This is a genomic window from Mycobacterium farcinogenes, assembly GCF_019739075.1.
In the GTDB taxonomy this organism is placed as follows: Bacteria; Actinomycetota; Actinomycetes; order Mycobacteriales; family Mycobacteriaceae; genus Mycobacterium; species Mycobacterium senegalense.
In genome coordinates this window covers 5,815,319-5,834,421 of record NZ_CP081673.1, presented here as the reverse complement: position 1 = coordinate 5,834,421, position 19,103 = coordinate 5,815,319, and the positions used below count along the sequence as shown (strand labels likewise).

17 protein-coding genes are annotated in these 19,103 nt (G+C 67.5%); 9 read left to right on the top strand and 8 right to left on the bottom strand.

Annotation, left to right across the window (positions count from 1 at the left end; translation table 11 throughout):
• Window positions 1-9 precede the first annotated feature (9 nt).
• Genes K6L26_RS27905 through K6L26_RS27885 form a run of 5 tightly spaced genes read left to right on the top strand, consistent with a single transcriptional unit; the run spans window position 10 to window position 5,590 of the window.
• On the top strand, window positions 10-1,515 hold the full coding sequence (locus tag K6L26_RS27905) for a M28 family metallopeptidase (RefSeq protein WP_047037411.1): 1,506 nt from the start codon (window positions 10-12) through the stop codon (window positions 1,513-1,515).
• Window positions 1,512-2,948 (top strand): M28 family peptidase, encoded by a 1,437-nt coding sequence (locus tag K6L26_RS27900; RefSeq protein ID WP_047037413.1) that lies wholly within the window; start codon window positions 1,512-1,514, stop codon window positions 2,946-2,948. Before K6L26_RS27905 ends, K6L26_RS27900 begins: the two co-directional genes overlap by 4 nt.
• Window positions 2,949-3,000: 52 nt before the next feature.
• Window positions 3,001-4,068 carry a type III polyketide synthase gene (locus tag K6L26_RS27895; protein ID WP_234788473.1) on the top strand — a complete coding sequence of 356 codons (1,068 nt, stop codon included), beginning with the start codon at window positions 3,001-3,003 and terminating at the stop codon, window positions 4,066-4,068.
• Complete coding sequence (locus tag K6L26_RS27890) at window positions 4,068-4,577, top strand: isoprenylcysteine carboxyl methyltransferase family protein (protein ID WP_064895939.1); 510 nt, start codon at window positions 4,068-4,070, stop codon at window positions 4,575-4,577. The genes K6L26_RS27895 and K6L26_RS27890 overlap by 1 nt, the downstream gene beginning before the upstream one ends.
• Window positions 4,574-5,590: an NAD(P)/FAD-dependent oxidoreductase gene (locus tag K6L26_RS27885; protein ID WP_064895938.1), complete on the top strand. Its 1,017-nt coding sequence runs from the start codon at window positions 4,574-4,576 to the stop codon at window positions 5,588-5,590. The genes K6L26_RS27890 and K6L26_RS27885 overlap by 4 nt, the downstream gene beginning before the upstream one ends.
• On the opposite strand, the gene K6L26_RS27880 is transcribed toward K6L26_RS27885, so the two are convergent.
• Window positions 5,571-6,845 carry a uracil-xanthine permease family protein gene (locus tag K6L26_RS27880; RefSeq protein ID WP_064895937.1) on the bottom strand — a complete coding sequence of 425 codons (1,275 nt, stop codon included), beginning with the start codon at window positions 6,843-6,845 and terminating at the stop codon, window positions 5,571-5,573. The two genes, K6L26_RS27885 and K6L26_RS27880, sit on opposite strands and share 20 nt — an antisense overlap.
• Before the next feature lie 18 nt (window positions 6,846-6,863).
• On the opposite strand from K6L26_RS27880, the gene K6L26_RS27875 reads away from it, so the two are divergent.
• Complete coding sequence (locus K6L26_RS27875) at window positions 6,864-8,546, top strand: SulP family inorganic anion transporter (protein ID WP_019344901.1); 1,683 nt, start codon at window positions 6,864-6,866, stop codon at window positions 8,544-8,546.
• Here the strand turns inward: K6L26_RS27875 and K6L26_RS27870 are convergent.
• From K6L26_RS27870 to K6L26_RS27855, 4 genes are read right to left on the bottom strand one after another with little or no spacing between them, the layout of a single operon-like run.
• On the bottom strand, window positions 8,543-9,004 hold the full coding sequence (locus K6L26_RS27870) for a ribose-5-phosphate isomerase (protein ID WP_019344900.1): 462 nt from the start codon (window positions 9,002-9,004) through the stop codon (window positions 8,543-8,545). The two genes, K6L26_RS27875 and K6L26_RS27870, sit on opposite strands and share 4 nt — an antisense overlap.
• Window positions 9,001-10,722 carry a dihydroxyacetone kinase family protein gene (locus K6L26_RS27865; RefSeq protein WP_064895936.1) on the bottom strand — a complete coding sequence of 574 codons (1,722 nt, stop codon included), beginning with the start codon at window positions 10,720-10,722 and terminating at the stop codon, window positions 9,001-9,003. Before K6L26_RS27865 ends, K6L26_RS27870 begins: the two co-directional genes overlap by 4 nt.
• A gap of 12 nt (window positions 10,723-10,734) precedes the next feature.
• Window positions 10,735-11,505 carry an SDR family NAD(P)-dependent oxidoreductase gene (locus tag K6L26_RS27860; protein ID WP_019344706.1) on the bottom strand — a complete coding sequence of 257 codons (771 nt, stop codon included), beginning with the start codon at window positions 11,503-11,505 and terminating at the stop codon, window positions 10,735-10,737.
• Between the two features lie 11 nt (window positions 11,506-11,516).
• Window positions 11,517-12,356 (bottom strand): sugar phosphate isomerase/epimerase family protein, encoded by an 840-nt coding sequence (locus K6L26_RS27855; protein WP_064895935.1) that lies wholly within the window; start codon window positions 12,354-12,356, stop codon window positions 11,517-11,519.
• A gap of 209 nt (window positions 12,357-12,565) precedes the next feature.
• Between K6L26_RS27855 and K6L26_RS27850 the strand changes: the two genes are divergently transcribed.
• The gene (locus K6L26_RS27850; RefSeq protein WP_064895933.1) at window positions 12,566-13,897 is read left to right on the top strand and encodes an MFS transporter; all 1,332 of its coding nucleotides are present in this window, start codon (window positions 12,566-12,568) and stop codon (window positions 13,895-13,897) included.
• 93 nt (window positions 13,898-13,990) lie between these two features.
• Window positions 13,991-14,659 carry a GntR family transcriptional regulator gene (locus tag K6L26_RS27845; protein ID WP_036390224.1) on the top strand — a complete coding sequence of 223 codons (669 nt, stop codon included), beginning with the start codon at window positions 13,991-13,993 and terminating at the stop codon, window positions 14,657-14,659.
• Between the two features lie 10 nt (window positions 14,660-14,669).
• On the opposite strand, the gene K6L26_RS27840 is transcribed toward K6L26_RS27845, so the two are convergent.
• Window positions 14,670-15,884 carry an APC family permease gene (locus K6L26_RS27840; RefSeq protein WP_047037424.1) on the bottom strand — a complete coding sequence of 405 codons (1,215 nt, stop codon included), beginning with the start codon at window positions 15,882-15,884 and terminating at the stop codon, window positions 14,670-14,672.
• Window positions 15,885-15,893: 9 nt separating this feature from the next.
• Window positions 15,894-16,511, bottom strand: a complete 618-nt coding sequence (locus tag K6L26_RS27835) for a PaaI family thioesterase (protein WP_064895931.1) — start codon at window positions 16,509-16,511, stop codon at window positions 15,894-15,896.
• 126 nt (window positions 16,512-16,637) lie between these two features.
• On the opposite strand from K6L26_RS27835, the gene K6L26_RS27830 reads away from it, so the two are divergent.
• Entirely contained in the window at window positions 16,638-17,312 is a 675-nt protein-coding gene (locus K6L26_RS27830; protein ID WP_019343036.1) for a PadR family transcriptional regulator, read from the top strand.
• A gap of 17 nt (window positions 17,313-17,329) precedes the next feature.
• Here K6L26_RS27830 and K6L26_RS27825 read toward each other — a convergent pair whose 3' ends face one another.
• The gene (locus tag K6L26_RS27825) at window positions 17,330-19,033 is read right to left on the bottom strand and encodes a 3-ketosteroid-delta-1-dehydrogenase (RefSeq protein WP_064895929.1); all 1,704 of its coding nucleotides are present in this window, start codon (window positions 19,031-19,033) and stop codon (window positions 17,330-17,332) included.
• Between the last annotated feature and the right edge of the window lie 70 nt (window positions 19,034-19,103).

Here is a 19,103-nt window from a genome sequence, read left to right as displayed (position 1 = left end):
GTGGGTGCAATGCGACGTACTTCGACGGGGGCGGTGCTCGGCGCGCTGGTGCTGACCGTGGGGCTGGCCGGATGTGATGCAAAGACCGAACTGCAGACCGATGAGCAACAGTCCCGGGAGTCCGCTCCGGCGGCGGTGCAGTTCGCCGACGAGCTGCGCGAGCGGGTCACCTCCGACGCCATGATGGGGCATCTGAGCAAGCTCCAGGACATCGCCAACGCCAACAACGGCAATCGGGCGCTGGGCAGCCCCGGCTACGACGCGAGCGTGGACTATGTCGCCGGCGCGCTGCGCGACAAGGGATTCGACGTGCAGACCCCGGAGTTCGAGGTGAAACTGCCCTTCGCCGAGGACCCGCAGGTCACCGTCGGCGGCCAAGCCGTCGCCGCCAAGCCGCTGGAGTTCACCATCGGCACCGCCCAAGAAGGGCTGACCGCGCCGCTGGTTCCGGCCAAGGTCGAGGACACCCCTGGTTGTCAGGCCGCCGACTATGACGGACTGCCGGTCGCCGGTGCGGTGGTGCTGGTGGATCGCGGCGCCTGCCCGTTCGCGGACAAGCAGGCGGTCGCCGCCGAGCGCGGCGCGGTCGCCATGATCGTCGTAAACACCAACAACGACGAGAAGATGGGCGGCACGCTGGGCCGCAACACCGACGTCAAGATCCCGGTGGTCAGCGTGACCAAGGACGAGGGCACCCGGTTGCGCAACGCGCCCGGGCCCACCACCCTCAAACTCGTCGCAGGCGTGCGCACCGAGCACACCCGCAACGTCATCGCCCAGACCAAGACGGGTTCGACCTCGGATGTGGTGATGGTCGGCGCCCACCTCGACAGCGTTCCGGAAGGCCCCGGCATCAACGACAACGGCTCCGGAGTGGCCGCGGTGCTGGAAACCGCATTGCAGCTGGGTGATTCGCCGCAGGTGGCCAACGCGGTGCGGTTCGGGTTCTGGGGTGCAGAGGAAGAAGGTCTGCTCGGCTCGACGAACTACGTCGAGTCCCTGGACCTGGATCAGCTCAAAGACATCGCCATGTACCTGAACTTCGACATGCTCGGCTCGCCGAACCCGGGTTACTTCACCTACGACGGCGACCAGTCCGCACCGCTGGACGAGCAGGGCCGGCCCCGCGTCCCCGAGGGCTCCGCGGGCATCGAGCGCACGTTGGCGTCCTATCTGGAGGACGCCGGAAAGACGCCGCGCGACACCAGTTTTGACGGCAGATCCGACTATGACGGATTCACCATGGCGGGCGTTCCCGCTGGTGGATTGTTCTCCGGCGCCGAGGACAAGATGAACGCCGAGGAAGCCAAATTGTGGGCCGGTGAGGTGGATCAGCCGTTCGACCCGAACTACCACAAGAACACCGATACCCTTGACCACGTGAACCGGGACGCGTTGCAGATACATGGTGAGGGAGTCGCATTCGCTGTGGGGGTGTATTCCCAAGATCAGCGCGGCCGCAACGGTTTACCGGTTCGTTCGGATCGCACGCGCCACCAGATCACCGCGCAGTGACGGCGCGTCGACTCGCTGCCGTATTGCTCGGCGCCGCGCTCGCGGGATGCTCGGCGCAGCCATCGCCCGAGGCGCTCGATCCGCAGGAACTGGCGGGCAAGATCACCGTCGACGCCATGTACACCCACCTGCGCAAGCTGCAGGAGATCGCCGATGCTCATGACGGCAACCGGGCCGTCGGAAGTGGCGGATACGACGCCAGTGTCGACTATGTGGTGCAAGTATTGCGGGACAAAGGTTTTGACGTCGATACCCCCGAGTTCGAGCGGATGGGCGCGATGCGCGGGGGGAATCCGGCACTGACCGTGTCCGGGGTCAACTACCAGGTGGACCAGGCGTCGATGCTGGTGACGACGCCGCCCGGCGGGCTCAACGCACCGACGTTGCGCCCGGGCAAGCCGTCCGGGTGCTCGGCAGCCGACTACGGGTCGCTGAACATCTCGGGGGCCATCGCGGTCGTCGACGACACCGGGTGTTCGGTTGTGGCGAAACAGAACACCGCGCTGGCCAAGGGTGCGGTGGGTGTGCTGGTGGTCAACAATGGGCGCCAGCCTGCTCCCGGCGGGTTGTTCAACACCGGCTACTACCGCCAGCTCACCGTCCCGGTCGGCGTCATCGACGAGACCGCGGATGCCGCGCTCCGCCGCACCAGCGCCCCGGTACGGCTGACCCTGGACGGCAAGGCCGAGATGGTGAAATCCCGCAACGTGACGGCGCAGACCAAGACCGGGTCGAGTTCGGACGTGGTGCTCGTCGGCGCGCACCTGGACAGCATCGGTGGCGGCCCGGGCATCAACGACAATGGTTCCGGGGTGGCCGCCGTGCTGGAAACCGCACTGCAGCTGGGCAGTTCGCCGAATGTCGGCAACGCGGTGCGTTTCGCGTTCTGGGGTGCCGAGGAAATGGGGTTGGACGGGTCGACGCAGTATGTGCGCAACCTGCCGCTGGACCAGCTCGACGACCTGGCGCTGTACCTGAACTTCGACATGGTGGGCTCGCCCAACGCCGGATTCTTCACCTATGACGGTGACCAGTCCGGTCAGGCGACCGGTCCCAAGCCGATGCCCGAAGGCTCGGCCGGCATCGAGCGAACCATGGCGGGTTACCTCAACCTGGCCGGTGCCCGGCCCGCGGACATGCCGATCAACGCGAACACCGACTATCACCCGTTCCTGCAGGCCGGGGTGCCGGTCGGCGGCGCCACCACCGGGTCGTCGCAACGCAAAACCGAGGTCCAGGCCCGGTTGTGGGGTGGGCGGGCCGGCGCGGCCTTCGATCCGAACTATCACACCCGGCGAGACACGATCGACAACGTCGACGCGCATGCGCTCGGGATCATGGGGTCTGCGATCGCGTTCACCGTGGGCACGTATGCCCGCTCGATCGACGGACCCAATGGCGTGCCGGCTCGGGACAAGCGCCACCGCGGTTGAACCGGGCAGGGTAGGTCCCCGTAATACGGGTATGGGAATTAACGTCGCCAGAATGCCCAGTCACAGCACGATTGCCGGCGTCCACGCTGTTCTGCCCCAACACCGGTATACCCAGGAGGAGGTCACCAGCGCGCTGCTTGACCTGCCCGGATACGCCGAGGTTGAGGAGGTGGTGCGGGCCCTGCACAAGAGCGCGAAGGTGAACAGCAGGTATCTGGTCCTGCCTCTTGAGAAATATGCGGGCCTCGACGATTTCGGTGAGAGCAACAGCCTTTTCATCGAGCATGCAACCGAACTGGGCTGCGCCGCTCTGTCCGGTGCGCTCGACGAGGCGGGCCTGCGCCCGCAGGATGTGGATCTGATCGTCACCACCACCGTCACCGGCGCTGCGGTCCCGTCATTGGACGCCCGCATCGCCGGGCGCCTGGGCCTGCGCCCCGACGTTCGTCGCATCCCGATCTTCGGCCTGGGTTGTGTGGCCGGTGCCGCCGGTATCGCCCGGCTCAACGACTATCTGCGCGGTGCATCCGACAAGGTGGCTGTTCTGGTTTCGGTCGAATTGTGTTCGCTGACCCGCAAACACAATCCCGCGATGCCGACGCTGGTGGCCGGTGCGCTGTTCGGCGACGGTGCCGCTGCGGTGGTGGCCGTCGGGGAGGAGCGGGCACGCAAACTCAACCCCACCGGCCCCGATGTGCTGGATTCGCGCAGTCACCTGTATCCGGACTCGTTGCAGGCCATGGGCTGGGACATCGGCGCCGACGGCTTCGAGATCGTGCTCAGCGCCGAAGTGCCGGGCTTCGTGGGGCGCTACCTCGGTGACGATGTCGCCGGGTTCCTCGGCGATCACGGCCTCCGCGTCGACGATGTGTCCGCCTGGGTGAGTCATCCTGGCGGGCCGAAGGTGATCGAGGCGATCATCGAAACCCTCGGATTGCCTGAAGACGCACTGGATCTCACCTGGCAGTCGCTTGCCGACGTGGGTAACCTGTCGTCGTCCTCGGTGCTGCACGTACTGCGTGACACCATCCGCAAACGGCCAGAGTCGGATACGCCCGGGCTGCTGATGGCCATGGGCCCGGGTTTCTGCTCGGAGCTCGTCCTGCTGCGTTGGCGCTGATGACGACCAAGAGATTCACCGCGCTGATTCTTCTGGTTGCCGCCGAGCGGATCCTCGAACTGGTGGTGTCTCAACGGAACCTGCGCTGGAGTACCGCTCGGGGCGGCAAGGAGTTCGGGGCCGGGCACTACCCGGTGATGGTGGCGCTGCACAGTGCACTACTGGTGGGGTCCGTGGTCGAGGCACGCCGGCGTGGACCGTCGCCGGCGCTCGGCGGGAGCATGACGGCGGTCGTGCTCGCCGCCCAAGCGCTGCGGTGGTGGTGCATCGCCACGCTGGGCAAGCAGTGGAACACCCGGGTGGTGGTGGTGCCCGGTGCGACACGCGTGGTCGACGGCCCGTATCGGGTGCTGCCGCACCCGAATTACCTGGCGGTGGTCACCGAGGGGGCGGCGTTGCCGTTGGCCGGCGGTGCCTGGATCACCGCCCTGGTGTTCACCGTGGCCAACGCCGCGCTGCTGCGAACTCGTATTCGCGTGGAAAACGAAGCGCTGCAAGGCCTCACGTGATCGATCTGCTCGTCGCAGGCGGCGGTCCGGCCGGGCTGGCCACCGCGGTGCACGCGGCGCGCGCCGGGCTGGAGACCGTGGTGGTGGAGCGCCGCCAGGCCCCGATCGACAAGGCCTGCGGTGAGGGCCTGATGCCGCACTCGGTCCGGCAGTTACAGCGGCTGGGCGCTCACCCCGAGGGCCGCGAGTTTCGGGGTATCCGCTACTTGGACGGACACCGGGCCGCCGAGGCAACGTTCCGGGACGGCACCGGCTACGGCGTGCGTCGCACGGTGCTGCACACTGCGCTGTCGGAGGCGGCGGCCTCGGCGGGGGTCCGGGTGGTCCACGGCGAGGTCGGTCCCGTGTCCCAGGACTCGGTATCGGTGTGCGCGGCCGGGTTTCGGGCCCGCTACCTGGCGGCCGCCGACGGTTTGCATTCGCCGATCCGCCGGTCGCTGGGGCTCAGCGGCGGTGAGGGCAGGCGACGCCGTTGGGGCATCCGCCGCCACATTCAGATCGCGCCGTGGTCCGATTGCGTCGAGGTGTATTGGGGGCCCGACGCCGAGGCGTACGTGACGCCGGTGGGGGCGGACTGTGTCGGGGTGGCCATCCTGACCTCGGTGCGCGGCGGATTCGACGAACATTTGGCGGCATTCCCGATGCTGGCCGACAGGATTCACGGCCATGAGCACGGTCATGACCGGGCCGCGGGCCCGCTGCGGCAGAAGGTCCGGCACCGCAGTGCCGGCCGGGTGCTGTTGGTGGGTGACGCGGCGGGCTACGTGGATGCGCTCACGGGGGAAGGGATGGGGCTTGCGTTCGGCGCGGCCGAACTTCTCGTGGGTTGCGTGCGCGCCGACCGGCCCGAAGACTACGACGGGCAGTGGCGTGCGATGACCCGTCGTTATCGGTGGCTCACCGCGGCCCTGTTGCACGGCAGCGGGTTCGGGCCCGTGCGTACGTGTATCACCCCGGCGTCGGCGGCGCTGCCCTCGGTGTTCGCCCGGGTGGTCAACGCGCTGGGGTCGTAGGCCGAACCAGGTCGCCGAGGTGCTCCAGCAACCGCATGCCGTGAAAGATCAGCAGTGCGACGATCGAGCCCAGCGCGATGCCGGTGAAGGTCAGGGACCCCAGTTGCCAGGTGAAGTCGGCGATCCCGATGATCAGCGGAATAGCCGCTGTCATCTGGTTGATCGGCTTGGAGAAGTCCACGTGATTGGTGAGCCAGATGCGCACGCCCAGGATGCCGACCAGACCGTAGAGCACGATGGTCGCGCCGCCCAGCACACCCGGCGGGATGGCCGAGATCGCCGCTCCGACCTTGGGGCACAACGAGAGTGCGATCGCCACCGCGGCGGCCACCCAGTACGCCGCGGTCGAGTAGACCCGGGTGGCCGCCATCACCCCGATGTTCTCGGCGTAGGTGGTGGTGGCCGAGCCGCCGCCGGCACCGGCCAGTACCGTGGCCACCCCGTCGGCGGCCAGCGCCCGGCCGATCATCGGATCGAGATCAGTGCCGGTCATCTGACCCACCGATTTGACGTGCCCGATGTTCTCGGCAACCAGGGCGATCACCGCGGGCAGGAACAGCGGCAGCACAGCCAGATTGAACGTGGGCGTATGGAACTCGGGCAGCCCGACCCAGGGTGCCGCCGCGATCGCGGCGGTGTCCACCTCGCCGAGGACAAGTGCCAGCACATACCCGATCACCACCGCGCCGAAGATCGCCAGCCTGCCGATCAGCCCCTTGAAGAACGCGAGCGTGGCCACCAGCAACACCAGTGTCACCAGCCCCACGAGCGGACCCTTCTCGAAATTGGCCTTGGCTGCCGGGGCCAGGTTGAAACCGATCAGCGCGACGATCGCCCCGGTCACGATCGGAGGCAGCGTGACATCGATCCAGTGGGTGCCGATCAGATGCACCACGGCGCCGATGAGGATCAGCAGGACGCCGACGGCGACCAAACCGCCCAGCGCACTTCCGGTTCCGTCCGAGGCCACCGCTGCGGTCACCGGGGCGATCACCGAGAAGCTCGACCCCAGATAGCTCGGTAGCCGATTGCCGGTGATGAGCAGGAACAGGATGGTGCCCACACCGGAGAACAGCAGGGTGGTGGCCGGCGGGAAGCCGGTGAGCACCGGGACCAGGAACGTGGCGCCGAACATGGCCACCACGTGCTGGGCCCCGATGCCGATGGTGCTGGCCCAATCGAGCCGTTCCCCTGGGTTGACGACGAAGTCGTCGTCGGTGCGGGTCTCGACATACTTCCAACTCAGCAGCGTCACGAGTGTTGACTGAACACCATGAGAGTTGGTCGCGCATCCCAAACGTGGGTCCCCGGGCTGGGGCAGTTCGCCGGCTATCAGCGGTCGTGGCTGCGGGGAGACGTCCTGGCCGGGGTGACGGTCGCGGCGTACCTGGTGCCGCAGGTGATGGCGTACGCGACCGTGGCCGGGCTGCCGCCCGTCGCAGGACTGTGGGCTGCGTTGGCGCCCATGGCCGTCTACGCGGTGCTGGGGTCGTCGCGACAACTGTCGGTCGGGCCGGAATCGACCACGGCCCTGATGACCGCCACGGCGTTGGCTCCGTTGGCCATCGGTGACCCGACCCGCTATGCCGCGATGTCGGCGGTGTTGGCGCTGCTGGTGGGGGTGATCTGTCTGGCCGCCGGGCTGGGCCGGCTGGGGTTCTTGGCCGAGCTGTTGTCGCGCCCGGTCCTGGTCGGCTACATGACCGGCGTGGCCGTCATCATGATCAGCGGCCAGCTCGGCAAGGTCACCGGCGTCGACGTTACCGGGGACGAGTTCATCGATCAGGTCCGCTCGTTCGTCACGGGCATCGGGTCGGTGCAATTGCCCACCGTGGTGTTGTCGGTCACGGTTCTGGTGCTGCTGCTGGTGCTGTACCGGATCTCGCCCCGGTTTCCCGGCCCACTGGTGGCGGTATTGATAGCGACGGCGGTGGTATGGCTCTTTTCCTTGGATGGCAAGGGAATTCGGGTGGTCGGTGGCATCCCGTCGGGGTTGCCGAAACTCACGCTTCCTCCGGTGGCACTCACGGAGTTGGTGACGTTGGTGGTTCCGGCGATCGGTATCGCGGTTGTCGCGTTCTCCGACAACGCCCTGACGGCGCGCACCTTCGCGGCGCGCAAAGGCGAGACCGTCGACGCCAACGCCGAATTGCGGGCACTTGGGGTGTGTAACCTGACCGCCGGTGTGACCCAGGGCTTTCCGGTCAGTTCCAGCGGCAGCCGCACAGCACTGGGCGACACAGTGGGCAGCCGCACACAGCTGTACTCGCTGGTGATGCTGGCGACGGTGCTGGCGGTGATGCTGGCCGGGCGCGATCTGCTGGAACATTTCCCGATGGCCGCACTGGGAGCGCTCGTGGTGTACGCCGCGCTGCGGTTGATCGACGTGGCGGAGTTCCGGCGGCTGGCCCGCTTCCGGCGAAGCGAGTTGCTCCTGGCGGTAGCGACCACGGTCGCGGTTCTGGGCCTCGGGGTGCTCTACGGGGTGCTGGTGGCGATCACGCTGTCACTAGTGGACGCGCTGCGGCGGATCGCCCGCCCGCACGACAGTGTGCTCGGCTACGTTCCCGGTATCGCGGGTATGCACGACGTCGACGACTACCCGGAAGCAGAGCTGATTCCCGGCTTGGTCGTCTACCGCTACGACGCGCCCCTGTTCTTCGCCAACGCCGAGGATTTCCGGGAGCGCGCGCTGGCCGCGGTGGCGGAGGCGGACGGACCGGTCGAGTGGTTCGTGCTGAACGCCGAAGCTCAGGTGGATCCTGACCTGACCGCGGTCGACGCGCTGGAGCAGTTGCGTCGTGAACTGACCGCGCGAGGCATCGTGTTCGCGATGGCGCGGGTCAAGTCCGACCTGCGCGACGACCTGGTGGCCGCGGGTTTCGTCGACCGCGTCGGCACCGACCGGATCTTTCCCACCCTGCCGACCGCCGTGGCGGCGTTCCGTAACCGCTAGGCGTCCTGCGGTTCGTAGCCGCAGATCGCGGCCACCTTCTCGGCGGAGGCCGAGGCCGGGTCGAAGGTGTAACCCAGCCATTCCCGGGCCAGCCGACGGGCCAGTTCGAGTCCGATCACCCGCTGGCCGAAGCAGAGCACCTGCGCGTCGTTGGACAGGATGGCCCGTTCGACCGAGAAGCTGTCGTGCGCGGTGACCGCGCGGATGCCGGGTACCTTGTTGGCGCTGATGGCCACGCCGAGTCCGGTGCCGCACACCAGCAGTGCCCGGTCGGCCTTCCCGTCGGCGACCATGCGGGCCGCGGCGACCGCGACGTGCGGGTAGGCGGTGTGTTCGTCGGCGCGGACTCCGACGTCGACGACGGACCCGACGCGGTCGTCGGCCTCGAGGTCGGCGCGCAGGGCGTCTTTGTACAGCAGTCCGGCGTCGTCGCTTCCGACGACGATGCGCAACGTCATGTGGTGTGCTCCTCGATCAGGTCGGCGACGGTGTGGATGCACATCGCCAGGGATATCGCTCCGGCATCGGGGGTTCCGACGCTGCGTTCGGCCAGCGGGCGGGCCCGGCCCACGCGAGGGCGCAGCTCTGCGGTGTCCGCGGCGGCCTTCTCGGCGATCTCGGCGGCGGCCAACCAGGCTGTGCGCCAATCGGTTCCGCACTCGACCGCCGATGTCAGCGCCGTCACGAACGGCACCAGTGCGTCGAGCATTGTTTTGTCACCCGGCCGGGCCCCGCCCAGCGAGGTCAACGCGTCGTGGCCGGCCTGGAGCGCGGCGGTCACGTCCCGGTCGCCCGGTGTGCCGTGGTTGCCGAGCCGTCGGCCGGCTGCGGCCAGCGCAGCGCCCCACAGCACTCCGGAGGTTCCGCCCGCCTTGGCGGCCCACGCCTCTCCGGCAGCGGTCAGCACCGCTTCGGGCCCGCCACCCTGGAAGACCGCCGAATCGGCTGCGGCACAGGCGGCTCCGGTGCCCTTGACCATGCCCCGGCCGTGGTCGCCGTCGCCCGCCACTGCGTCGATCCGGCCGAGTTCGGCTTCAGCCGCGACCATCTGCGCGGCGATCGCCGAAATCCCCGCGGCGACAAGTTGAGCCGCCGCAGCGCCGTTGGTGTCGGCTTGTTCGATCTGTGCGGAGGTGGCCTGCGCCGTCTCTGAACAGCGAGGCGTTGCGTCGGTGGCGGCCATCCGGCCCTTGCGGTAGGCCGGGGTGTCGGCGGGGGAGGTCCACAGCCGCTCGAGTTCGTCGTCGAGCCACATCACGGTCAGTGAGCAGCCGGCCATGTCCAGGCTGGTGACGAGCTCACCCACCTCGGGTTGCACCACCGTGTAACCGGCCTCGGCCAGCAGGGCCGCGGCGGTCTTCCACACCACGAACAGTTCTTCGTACTTGGTGCGGCCGAGCCCGTTGAGGATCACCGCGATCCGGTTACCGGTGCCGGCAGGCTTCTCGGCGAGCACCCCGGTGACGAGCAGTTCGGCCAGTTCGGCCGCGGTGGGCATGCTGTGGCTGGACACGCCGGGTTCGCCGTGGATGCCCAGGCCCAGGTCCATGGTGCCGGCGTCGACGGTGAACAGCGGCCGGTCGGCGCCGGGCATGGTGCAGCCGTCGAAGGCCACACCGAGCGTGCGGGTGCGGTCGTTGGCCCTGCGGGCCACGGCCTCGACCCCGTCGAGGTCTCGTCCCTCTTCGGCAGCCGCACTGGCGCAACGGAATACGGTGAAGTCACCGGCGATGCCACGCCGTTTCGCGATGTCGTCCGTCGGCGCACTGGCGATGTCGTCGGTCACCGCCAGGTAGCGCGCATCGATGCCCTCGGTCTGCAGCTGCGTGACGGCCAGGCCGAAGTTCATCACGTCGCCGGCGTAGTTGCCGGTGATCAGCAAGACTCCGGCGTCCCCGTGCGCGGCGCGAGCCACCGAGGCGGCTTCCCTGGTCGACGGTGAGGTGAAGATGTTGCCGACCACGGCTCCGTCGGCGAACCCGGGCCCGACCACACCGCAGAAGGCCGGGTAGTGCCCCGAGCCGCCGCCGACGACGACAGCGACCTTGCCCGAAGGGGTTTCGGTGGCGCGCACGACCCCGCCGGGCACCCCGGTGACGTAGTGCGCGTTCGCGTCGAGGAATCCGGCGAGCATGTCCTCGGTGAAGGTGGCCGGATCGTTGAACAGACGTGTCATGGCGGCATCCCGTCAGTGCATGTGGCTGCCACCGTTGATGTCAACGGTGGTTCCGGTGAGGTAGCTGGCGTCCTCGCTCGACAGGAACGTCATCACGGCGGCGATTTCGTCGGTGGTGGCGGTGCGGCCGACGGGGATGTCGGCGGCGAGTTTGGCTTCCTGCTCATCGGTGGACCCGACGCGAATGTTGGTGTCGACCGCACCCGGGGTGACGGCGTTGACAGTGACGCCCGTGCTGGCGATCTCGCGGGCCAGGGACTTGGTGAAGCCCAGGATGGCTGCTTTGGCCGAGGAGTAGGGCACCTTGCCGAAGACGCCGCCGCCGCGCTGTGCGGACACCGAGCTCATGTTGACGATGCGGCCCCAGCCCGCCTCGATCATGTCGGGCAGGAAAGCCTTTGTGACCAGGTAGGTTCCGGTGGCGTTGACGGCCATGACCTGATTCCAGAGGTCAAGGGTGGTCTCCAGGAACGGCACCGGCGAGGTGATGCCGGCGATGTTGGCCAGGGCGCCGACGACGGGCAGGTTGCCCGATGCCACCTCGGCGGCGACCGCGTCGTAGGCCGCGGTGACGGACTCCTCGGAGGTGACGTCGACCGCGTGGCCGAAGGCGGGCACCCCGAACTGGTTGCCGATCTCGGCGGCGACCTTGGCCGAACGCTCGCCGTCGAGGTCGAGGACCACGACCGCCCAGCCCTCCTTGGCGTAGCGCTGTGCGACGGCCATGCCGATGCCTTTGTCGGAGGTGGCTCCGGTGACGACGGCGGTGCGGGTGGCAGACATGGGTTTTCCTTTCAGATCAGGGAAGAGATGAGGGTCCCGGCTGCGGCGGCAGCGGCGGGCCGTTCGTCGTGGGTGACGTCGCGAGTCTCGAGTTCCAGCGCGAAGTGGCCGAGATACCCGGCGTCGGCAAGGCTTTTGAGGCCGGTCGCGAAATCGACCTGGCCGTTGCCCACCGACAGGTTGATGTTGCCGGGCACGGCATCGCGGATGTGGACGTGGCGGATGCGCGGGCCGAACCGGCGCACGAAATCGACGGGATCCCCACCGGAGGCCACGATGTGGCTGAAATCCATGACGATGCCGACGCTTTCGTCCAGGCGATCGGTCAGCCGCTGGGCACGTTCAGTGTCGAAGCAGAGCCGGAAGAAGTGCAGCGATTCGGTCCAGAGTGCGACGCCGTGGGCGGCGGCAACCTGTGCGGCGGTTTCGAGTTCGCTCGCGACGGCGGCCAGATCCTCGTCGAGGGAGGCGACTGGTTGATGGTCGAGCGCCCCGCACGGCAGCACCAGGGCGTCGGCGCCGGTGGCAGCCGTCAGTTCGACCAGCATGGCCAGGTGCCGGTTGCGGGCGGCGCGGCGCTGGGAGTCGAGGGGGACGTTGAGGTCGCCGATGTCGCCGTTGATCGAGCGGACCCGTATCCCGGACGCCGCGACGGTCGCCGACACGTCGCGTACCGCGTCCTCGTCGAGGACGAACGGCACGTGATCGCACACGCCGGGCAGTGCGCCCAGATCGATCTCGGTGAAGCCGAGGCCGGCGATGGTGTCCAGGGCCTGGGGCAGCGGTTGGTGCCGGAAGCTGATGGTCGAACAGCCCAGCCGACTGTGAAACGGGTGCGTGGGCGCTGCCATGTGTATTGCTTCCTTCCGGCTGTGATCGTGCCCACAGTACGCCCGTTGACTGTTAACAGTCAACGGGCGGCAAAGAAATTGTGTTGACTGTTGACAGTGAGATGTGTGCCGGGTCACACTGGGTTGGTCCAGCCCACTGTCGACCGTCGACAGTTCCGGGATTTCCCAGGTAGGCGCGGATTTGATCGGGATTTGAAAGGATGACGCCCATGAGCGACGACGCTCTGAAAATGCGGGGTCCCGTACTCGGCACCAAGGATGCCAAGCGGGTCGCGGTGGGCTCCGCCGTCGGCGCAGTGATCGAGACCTACGATTTCATCGGTTTCGGCACTGCCGCCGCGCTGTACTTCGGCCACGCGTTCTTCCCGAACTCCAGCCCCGTTGCCGGCACGCTGGCCGCCTTCGCGACACTCGGCGTCGGGTTCGCCGCGCGTCCGCTCGGCGGCATCCTGGGCGGCCACCTCGGCGACAAGCTCGGCCGGAAACCCGTGCTGGTGGCGTCGTTGCTCATCATGGGTCTGGCCACGTTCGCCATCGGCCTCCTGCCCACCTACGCCGCGGTCGGTGTGCTGGCGCCGGTGCTGCTGGTGACGGTCCGGATCATCCAGGGCCTGGCCTTCGGTGCGGAGTGGGGCGGCGCCATCCTCATGAGCTATGAACACGCACCGTGGAAGCAGAAGGGCCGCTACACCGGCATCGTGCAGGCCGGCTTCCCGGTCGGGTTGCTGCTGGCGAACCTGGTGTTCCTCGGCAGCGTGCACATCGGCGGTGACTGGGCCTGGCGGTTGCCGTTCCTGGCCAGCATCGTGCTCGTTGCGGTCGGGCTGATCATCCGCGCCAAGGTGCCCGAGTCCCCGGTTTTCGAAGACGTCAAGGACGAGGGCAGGATCGTCAAGGCGCCCATCGTCGAGGTGATCAAGAACGACTGGCGAAACGTCCTGCGCGGCATCGGCCTTCGGGTCGCCGAGACCGCGGGCTACGCCGTCTCGATCACCTACATGATCTCCTACCTCAAGACAGCCGAGCTGGCCACCGCAACCGAAACCCTTGTGGCGCTGTGTATCGCGGCGGCACTCGGTATCTTCGCGACCGCGGGCTGGGCCCGGTTGACCGACCGTGTGGGCCGCCGCCCGGTGTATCTGTGGGTATGTGCATTCGGCATCCCGTTCGGTGTGCTGATGTTCCTGCTCGTCAACACCGGCCTGGTCCTGCTGATCATCGCGACGTTCGTGATCGCCTACGGCGTGTGCCAGAACGCGCTGGCCGGTGCACAGGGCGCCTGGTTCCCCGAACTGTTCACCGCCAACACCCGTGCTTCGGGAGCCTCGCTGGCCTATCAGATCTCGGCGATGGTATCGGGCTTCACACCGTTCATCACCACGCTGCTGTTCGAGTCGATGGGCTGGATGGGTCCGGCGCTGCTCTTCTCCGCGTATGCCGCGATCGGTCTGTGGGCGGCTCTGGTGACCCGTGAGACCTGGGGCCCGGCCGAACGTCAGGCCGCTGAGAAAGCCGCTGCCGATCTGGCACTGGCCGCCTGATGCGCCGCCGGCTGCGTCACCGTGTACCGAACGGGTTCCTGGCGACTAGCATCAAGTGTTGACAAACAAATGTTGACAGTCGAGGAGCAGTCCATGTCGGTCGAGGCCCCGTCGCTGCTGCGGCTTGAGAAAACCAGCCTGCGTGAACAGGCGCTCTCGGCGCTGCGACGGGCCATCACGTCGGGTCAGCTGCAGCCCGGCACCCATCTTGTGGAAACTGAACTTTCCGATGCGCTGCAGATCAGCCGCGGCACTCTGCGTGAAGCGATGCGCCAACTGCAGCAGGAGGGGCTGATCTCCGCGGGAGCCCGGGGTCGGCTGTCGGTCCGTCACCTCGATGCCAAAGAGATCAAGAACATGTTCGACGTCCGAGGTGCCTTGGAATCCTTGGCCGCCAGTGAACTCGCGGCGCGGGAGGACCGCGGTGACGCCGTGGCAGCCCTGCGGGCCGCGGTGGCCGATATGGAACGGTGGGCGGCGTCGAACCTGGAGGATCGCATCGAGGCCGACCTCAAATTCCATCGCACGATGTGTCACCTGAGCGGCAACGAGACCCTGCTGCACGTGTGGTCGTCGCTGGAGGGCAGCATCCGGATGTCGATCATGTTCGCCGGGGTGGACCGCGCACTCAAGAACATGGATGCCAAGCGACATCTGGAGATCGTCGACGCCATCGAATCGGGCGACGCGGCTGCCGCGGCCGCCACCGTTCGCGACCACATGTGCTCAGCCGCAGCGGTTTTGGTGGAGGGTGCTGGCTAAGCCCGGCCGGCTAGCGGCGGCGCACGGCGTAGCTCACCGCGCCGACCGCCACGACGGCAAGCCCGGTCAGCACCGAGGTCAGCGGCAACGAGAAGGCCAGCAGCAGACACCCGGCCAGGCCGGCCGCGGGGATCACGCGGGCCCCCAGCGTCCACGCCGAAGCGTTCGCAATCGCGTAGTACAGCAGCACCGCGAACGACGAAAACCCTATTGCCCCACGCAGATCTGCCACGGCGGCCAGCATCGCCACCACGATGCCGACCACGATCTCGGCCCGGTGCGGAACATTGAACCGGGGATGCACCGCGGCCAGCCAGTGCGGCAGGTGATGGTCGCGGGCCATGGCCAGCGTCGTGCGCGACACCCCGAGGATCAGGGCCAGCAGTGAGCCCAGTGCCGCCACCGCGGCCCCCGCGCGCACCACCGGCTGCCACTGCGGTGCGCCGGCTGCGGTAACCGCATCGGCCAGCGGCGCCGGTGCGGATGCCAGCCCGGGGCCGCCGAGCACGGCGAGCACCGCGACCGCCACCACCGCGTACACCACCAGCGCGATACCCAGCGCGATCGGGATCGCACGCGGAATCGTGCGAGCCGGATCGCGAACCTCCTCACCCAACGTGGCGATACGCGCATATCCGGCGAACGCGAAGAACAGCAGCCCGGCGGCCTGAAGTACACCGCCGAAACCGGTGTCGCCACCGATCTCCAACCGGGTGAGATCGGTGGCGCCCGAACCGGCGATGACCACCACCACGGCGGCCAGGACCGCCAGCACACAGCCGACGATGATGCGGGTCAGCAAGGCGGACTTCTGAATTCCGGCATAGTTCACCGCGGTCAACGCCACCACCGCGGCCACCGCCACCGCGTGCGCCCACTGCGGCCAGACGTATGCCCCGACCGTCAACGCCATCGCGGCACACGACGCCGTCTTGCCGACGATGAAACTCCAGCCGGCCGTGTAACCCCAGAATTCACCGAGCCGTTCACGTCCGTAGACGTAGGTGCCGCCGGACTGCGGATAGCGCGCGGCCAACCGCGCCGAGGATGTCGCGTTGCAGTAGGCGACGACGGCCGCCAGGGCCAGGCCGATCAGCAGGCCGCTGCCGGCCGCGGCAGCCGCCGGGGTCAGGGCGGCGAATATGCCCGCCCCCACCATCGATCCCAGGCCGATCACGACGGCGTCGGTCGTCCCGAGCCTGCGCTGCAGCCCGCCCGAGGTCACGTGGCGATACTAGGGCGCGTTGCTGTCACCGGCAGCGTACGGGTGAAAGAAAACGCCTTCGGCGCGGACCGTTACCCCGTCTGCGGTCGCGAGGTGGCCCACGATGAAGGTCTTCACCCCTTCCACTCGATCGATGTGGGCCTCGGCGCGAACCGGGCCCAGCCGGGTCCCGGCCTCGTAGCGAAGCGTGAGTGTCCCGGTGACGGCGGGACACCCTGGTTTGTGTGCTGCCGCGCCGAGCACGTGATCCAGAAGAAGGGCGCAGATACCGCCGTGCACGTGGCCGGCGGGTCCTTCGTATGCGGCGCCCAGGGTTACCTCCGCCCAGACCCTGCCGTCTGACTCCTGGTGGACCATCAGCGGAGGGGCCAGGGCATTCCGTAATCCGATGACTGCATTGCCCCATGCACGGGACTTGCCGTCGTCCGCTGTTCGGATGCCGAAGGAACCGGGGATCAGTGAGGGGCTCAGCTCCTCTGCCGCCGCATCGATCTTGTGCTTGGCGGTGGCGATGGTGTCAGCATCGGCCTGGCTGCGGATGGTCGCATCGACCAGCCGGCGGACTGAATCGGTGAGGGATGCGTAAAGCGCTTCGGGGACTTCCAGTGCCGTGTCCTCGGGTCCCAATGCTGTGCCTCCCTCATCTCGCGTCGCCCACCAGATTCAACGAGGTGAGTAGGTCAGGGCAACGCAGTCTCCCGGCCAGCGGTTCATCGAGAACGGGCGCGTGACCTCGATTGTTACCCTTGAGCCGTGAATGACCCGGAGCAGACAGCCAAGCCGGCGCTGGCCGCCAACAGCTGGGCGCTGCTCGGGTTGCTGTCTTACGAGCAAGAACTGTCCGGCTACGACATCCGCAAATGGCTCCACTGGAGCATGCGCTTTTACTACGGCAGCCCCGCGTACAGCCAGATCTACTCCGATCTGAAGAAGCTGGAAAAGATGGGTTACCTCACCTCGCGGGTCGACGGCACCGGCACGCGCAACCGTCGCCTGTACAAGATCACTGAATCCGGCCTGGACGCAGTCACTCAGTGGGCGCGTGAGACACCACCGGATCCCCCGTCGCTGAAGCACCCGGCGCTCATGCGGGTGACCATGGGGCACCTGAGTGACCCCGCCACGCTGAAGCAGATACTCCAGGAGCACCTGGCCTACGTCGATGAGATGCAGCGCGATGCGGCCAAAGACGCCCGTTGGGCCGGCGTCAATCCGTCCTGGGCATACGCCAAGATCGCGTTGGATTGGGCGGATCGCTACTACGCGTCCGAGCGGGAACTCACGCTGCAACTCATCAAAGATCTCGACGAGGCCGAGGCCAACTTCCCGAAAGTCGGTGAAGGCGCAAAGATCCCGTGGCCAGATCCCACGTACTGGTATGAGATCGAGAAGAAAGCCGACGCCGAAGACATAGAAGGCACAGACTGACCTTCCTCCCGCCGGGCTTATCCGCCCGCTGCGTCGAGAGCGGCGATGTAGCCGTAGACCAGGCCCTGGGCGATCGTCGCGCCGGCGCCGGGATAGCTATGGCCGAACGCGTTGGCAGCGGTGTTGCCGATGGCATAGAGCCCTTCGATGGCGGTTCCGTCTTCGCGCAGCACCCGGGCGTGGTCGTCGGCCCGTAGGCCACCACACGTACCGAGGTCGCTGAGTACCATCTTGACCGCATAGAACGGCCCCTTGACCAGGGGCCGCAGGTTCGGGTTGGGCGTAATCGTGGGGTCACCGTAGTAGCGGTCGTAGGCACTGCGACCGCGCTCGAAGTCGGGATCCTCGCCAGCGTAGGCATTTTCGTTGAAACGGGTGACGGTTGCCTCGAAATCCTCCACCGGAACCTGCATCTTGGCAGCCAGCTCGTCGAAGCTGTCTGCCTTGACGGCGATTCCGGCGTCGTACCAGGCCTGAGGAATGGGCATCCGTGGGAACAGCTCAGCGGCGAAGACATAGCTGTTGCGGTATTGCTGATCGAAGACGATCCACATGTCTTCCACCGGCGTGCCCGAGGCTTCCAGTTCCAGGACGCGTTGACCGAAGCTCATGTAATCAGCCGACTCATTGGCGAACCGGTGACCGCTCTGGTCGACGATGAACGACCCGGGTAGCGAGCGTTCGGCGAGCATCACCGCCGGGGCGGCCGCCGGCAGCGGCGCGACGGCGGGGAACCACCACGATTGATCCATCAACGCGATGTCGGCGCCGACGTCCTGTCCCAGCCGGATGGCGTCACCGGTGTTGGATTCCGCACCCAGGCTGAGATTGCTTCCGAGAGACTCTGATTGGAACTTGTGACGCATGCCCATGTGGTGATCGAAGCCGCCGGCGGCAAGGATGACTCCGCGCCGGGCGGTGACGGTGACGGTCTTTTGCCCGTGCTCGACGACGGCGCCGGTGACGCGGCCTCCCTCGGTGACCAGCTCGGTCAGTGAAGTGTCGAGCCAGATCGGAATGCCGGCTCGGATTGCCCCGGCGAACAATCCGGCGGCCAAGGCCTGACCACCGGCGGCGTAACGCCTACCGAGTGCAAGCCCGCCGATGCCCTGTGCCAGTCGTTTGGCGATGGTGGGCAGCCCTTTTCGTGGCACCCGGCTCATCAGGTTCAGCCAGCGGTAGTCGGCACCTGTGGTCGGCATCGGAATCTTGACTTCCATGACGCCGGGCCGTAGGTCGGCGAGGTATTCGCCGAGCACGGACGTGTTGAGCGGGCGGCACTCGCACGTGCGTCCCGCCGCCGATCCGCCGGGTGCCTCGGGGTGGTAGTCGGAGTACTCCTTGGCCCAGAACAGCTTCATCGGCGTGGTCCGGCGCAACATCTCGACCGTCGCCGGCAGATTGTCCACGTACGCCACCGAGCGCTCCCGCGGTGCCGAATTCCCGACCACCGACTCCAGGTACGTGCGCGCCCGGGACACGGGGTCGTTGCCACCGCAGCCCTCGATGACCTGGCTCGACGGCAGCCACAGCGCCCCACCAGATCGGGCCGTCGAACCGCCGACGTAGGAGGACTTCTCGACGACGAGAACGGACAGCCCGTGCTCCTGGGCGGCCAGAGCGGCGGCCAGGCCGGTACCGGATCCGACGACGAGGAGGTCGACCTCGGTGGTGGCAACGGTGAGTCCGGCGGGAATGGTCTTGTGGCGGGTGGCGGTCACGAGCGAAGACGATAGGGCGACAACCGGAAAAGTTGATTCTGGTCTCCTGTTGAGCGGAACACTGACCTTC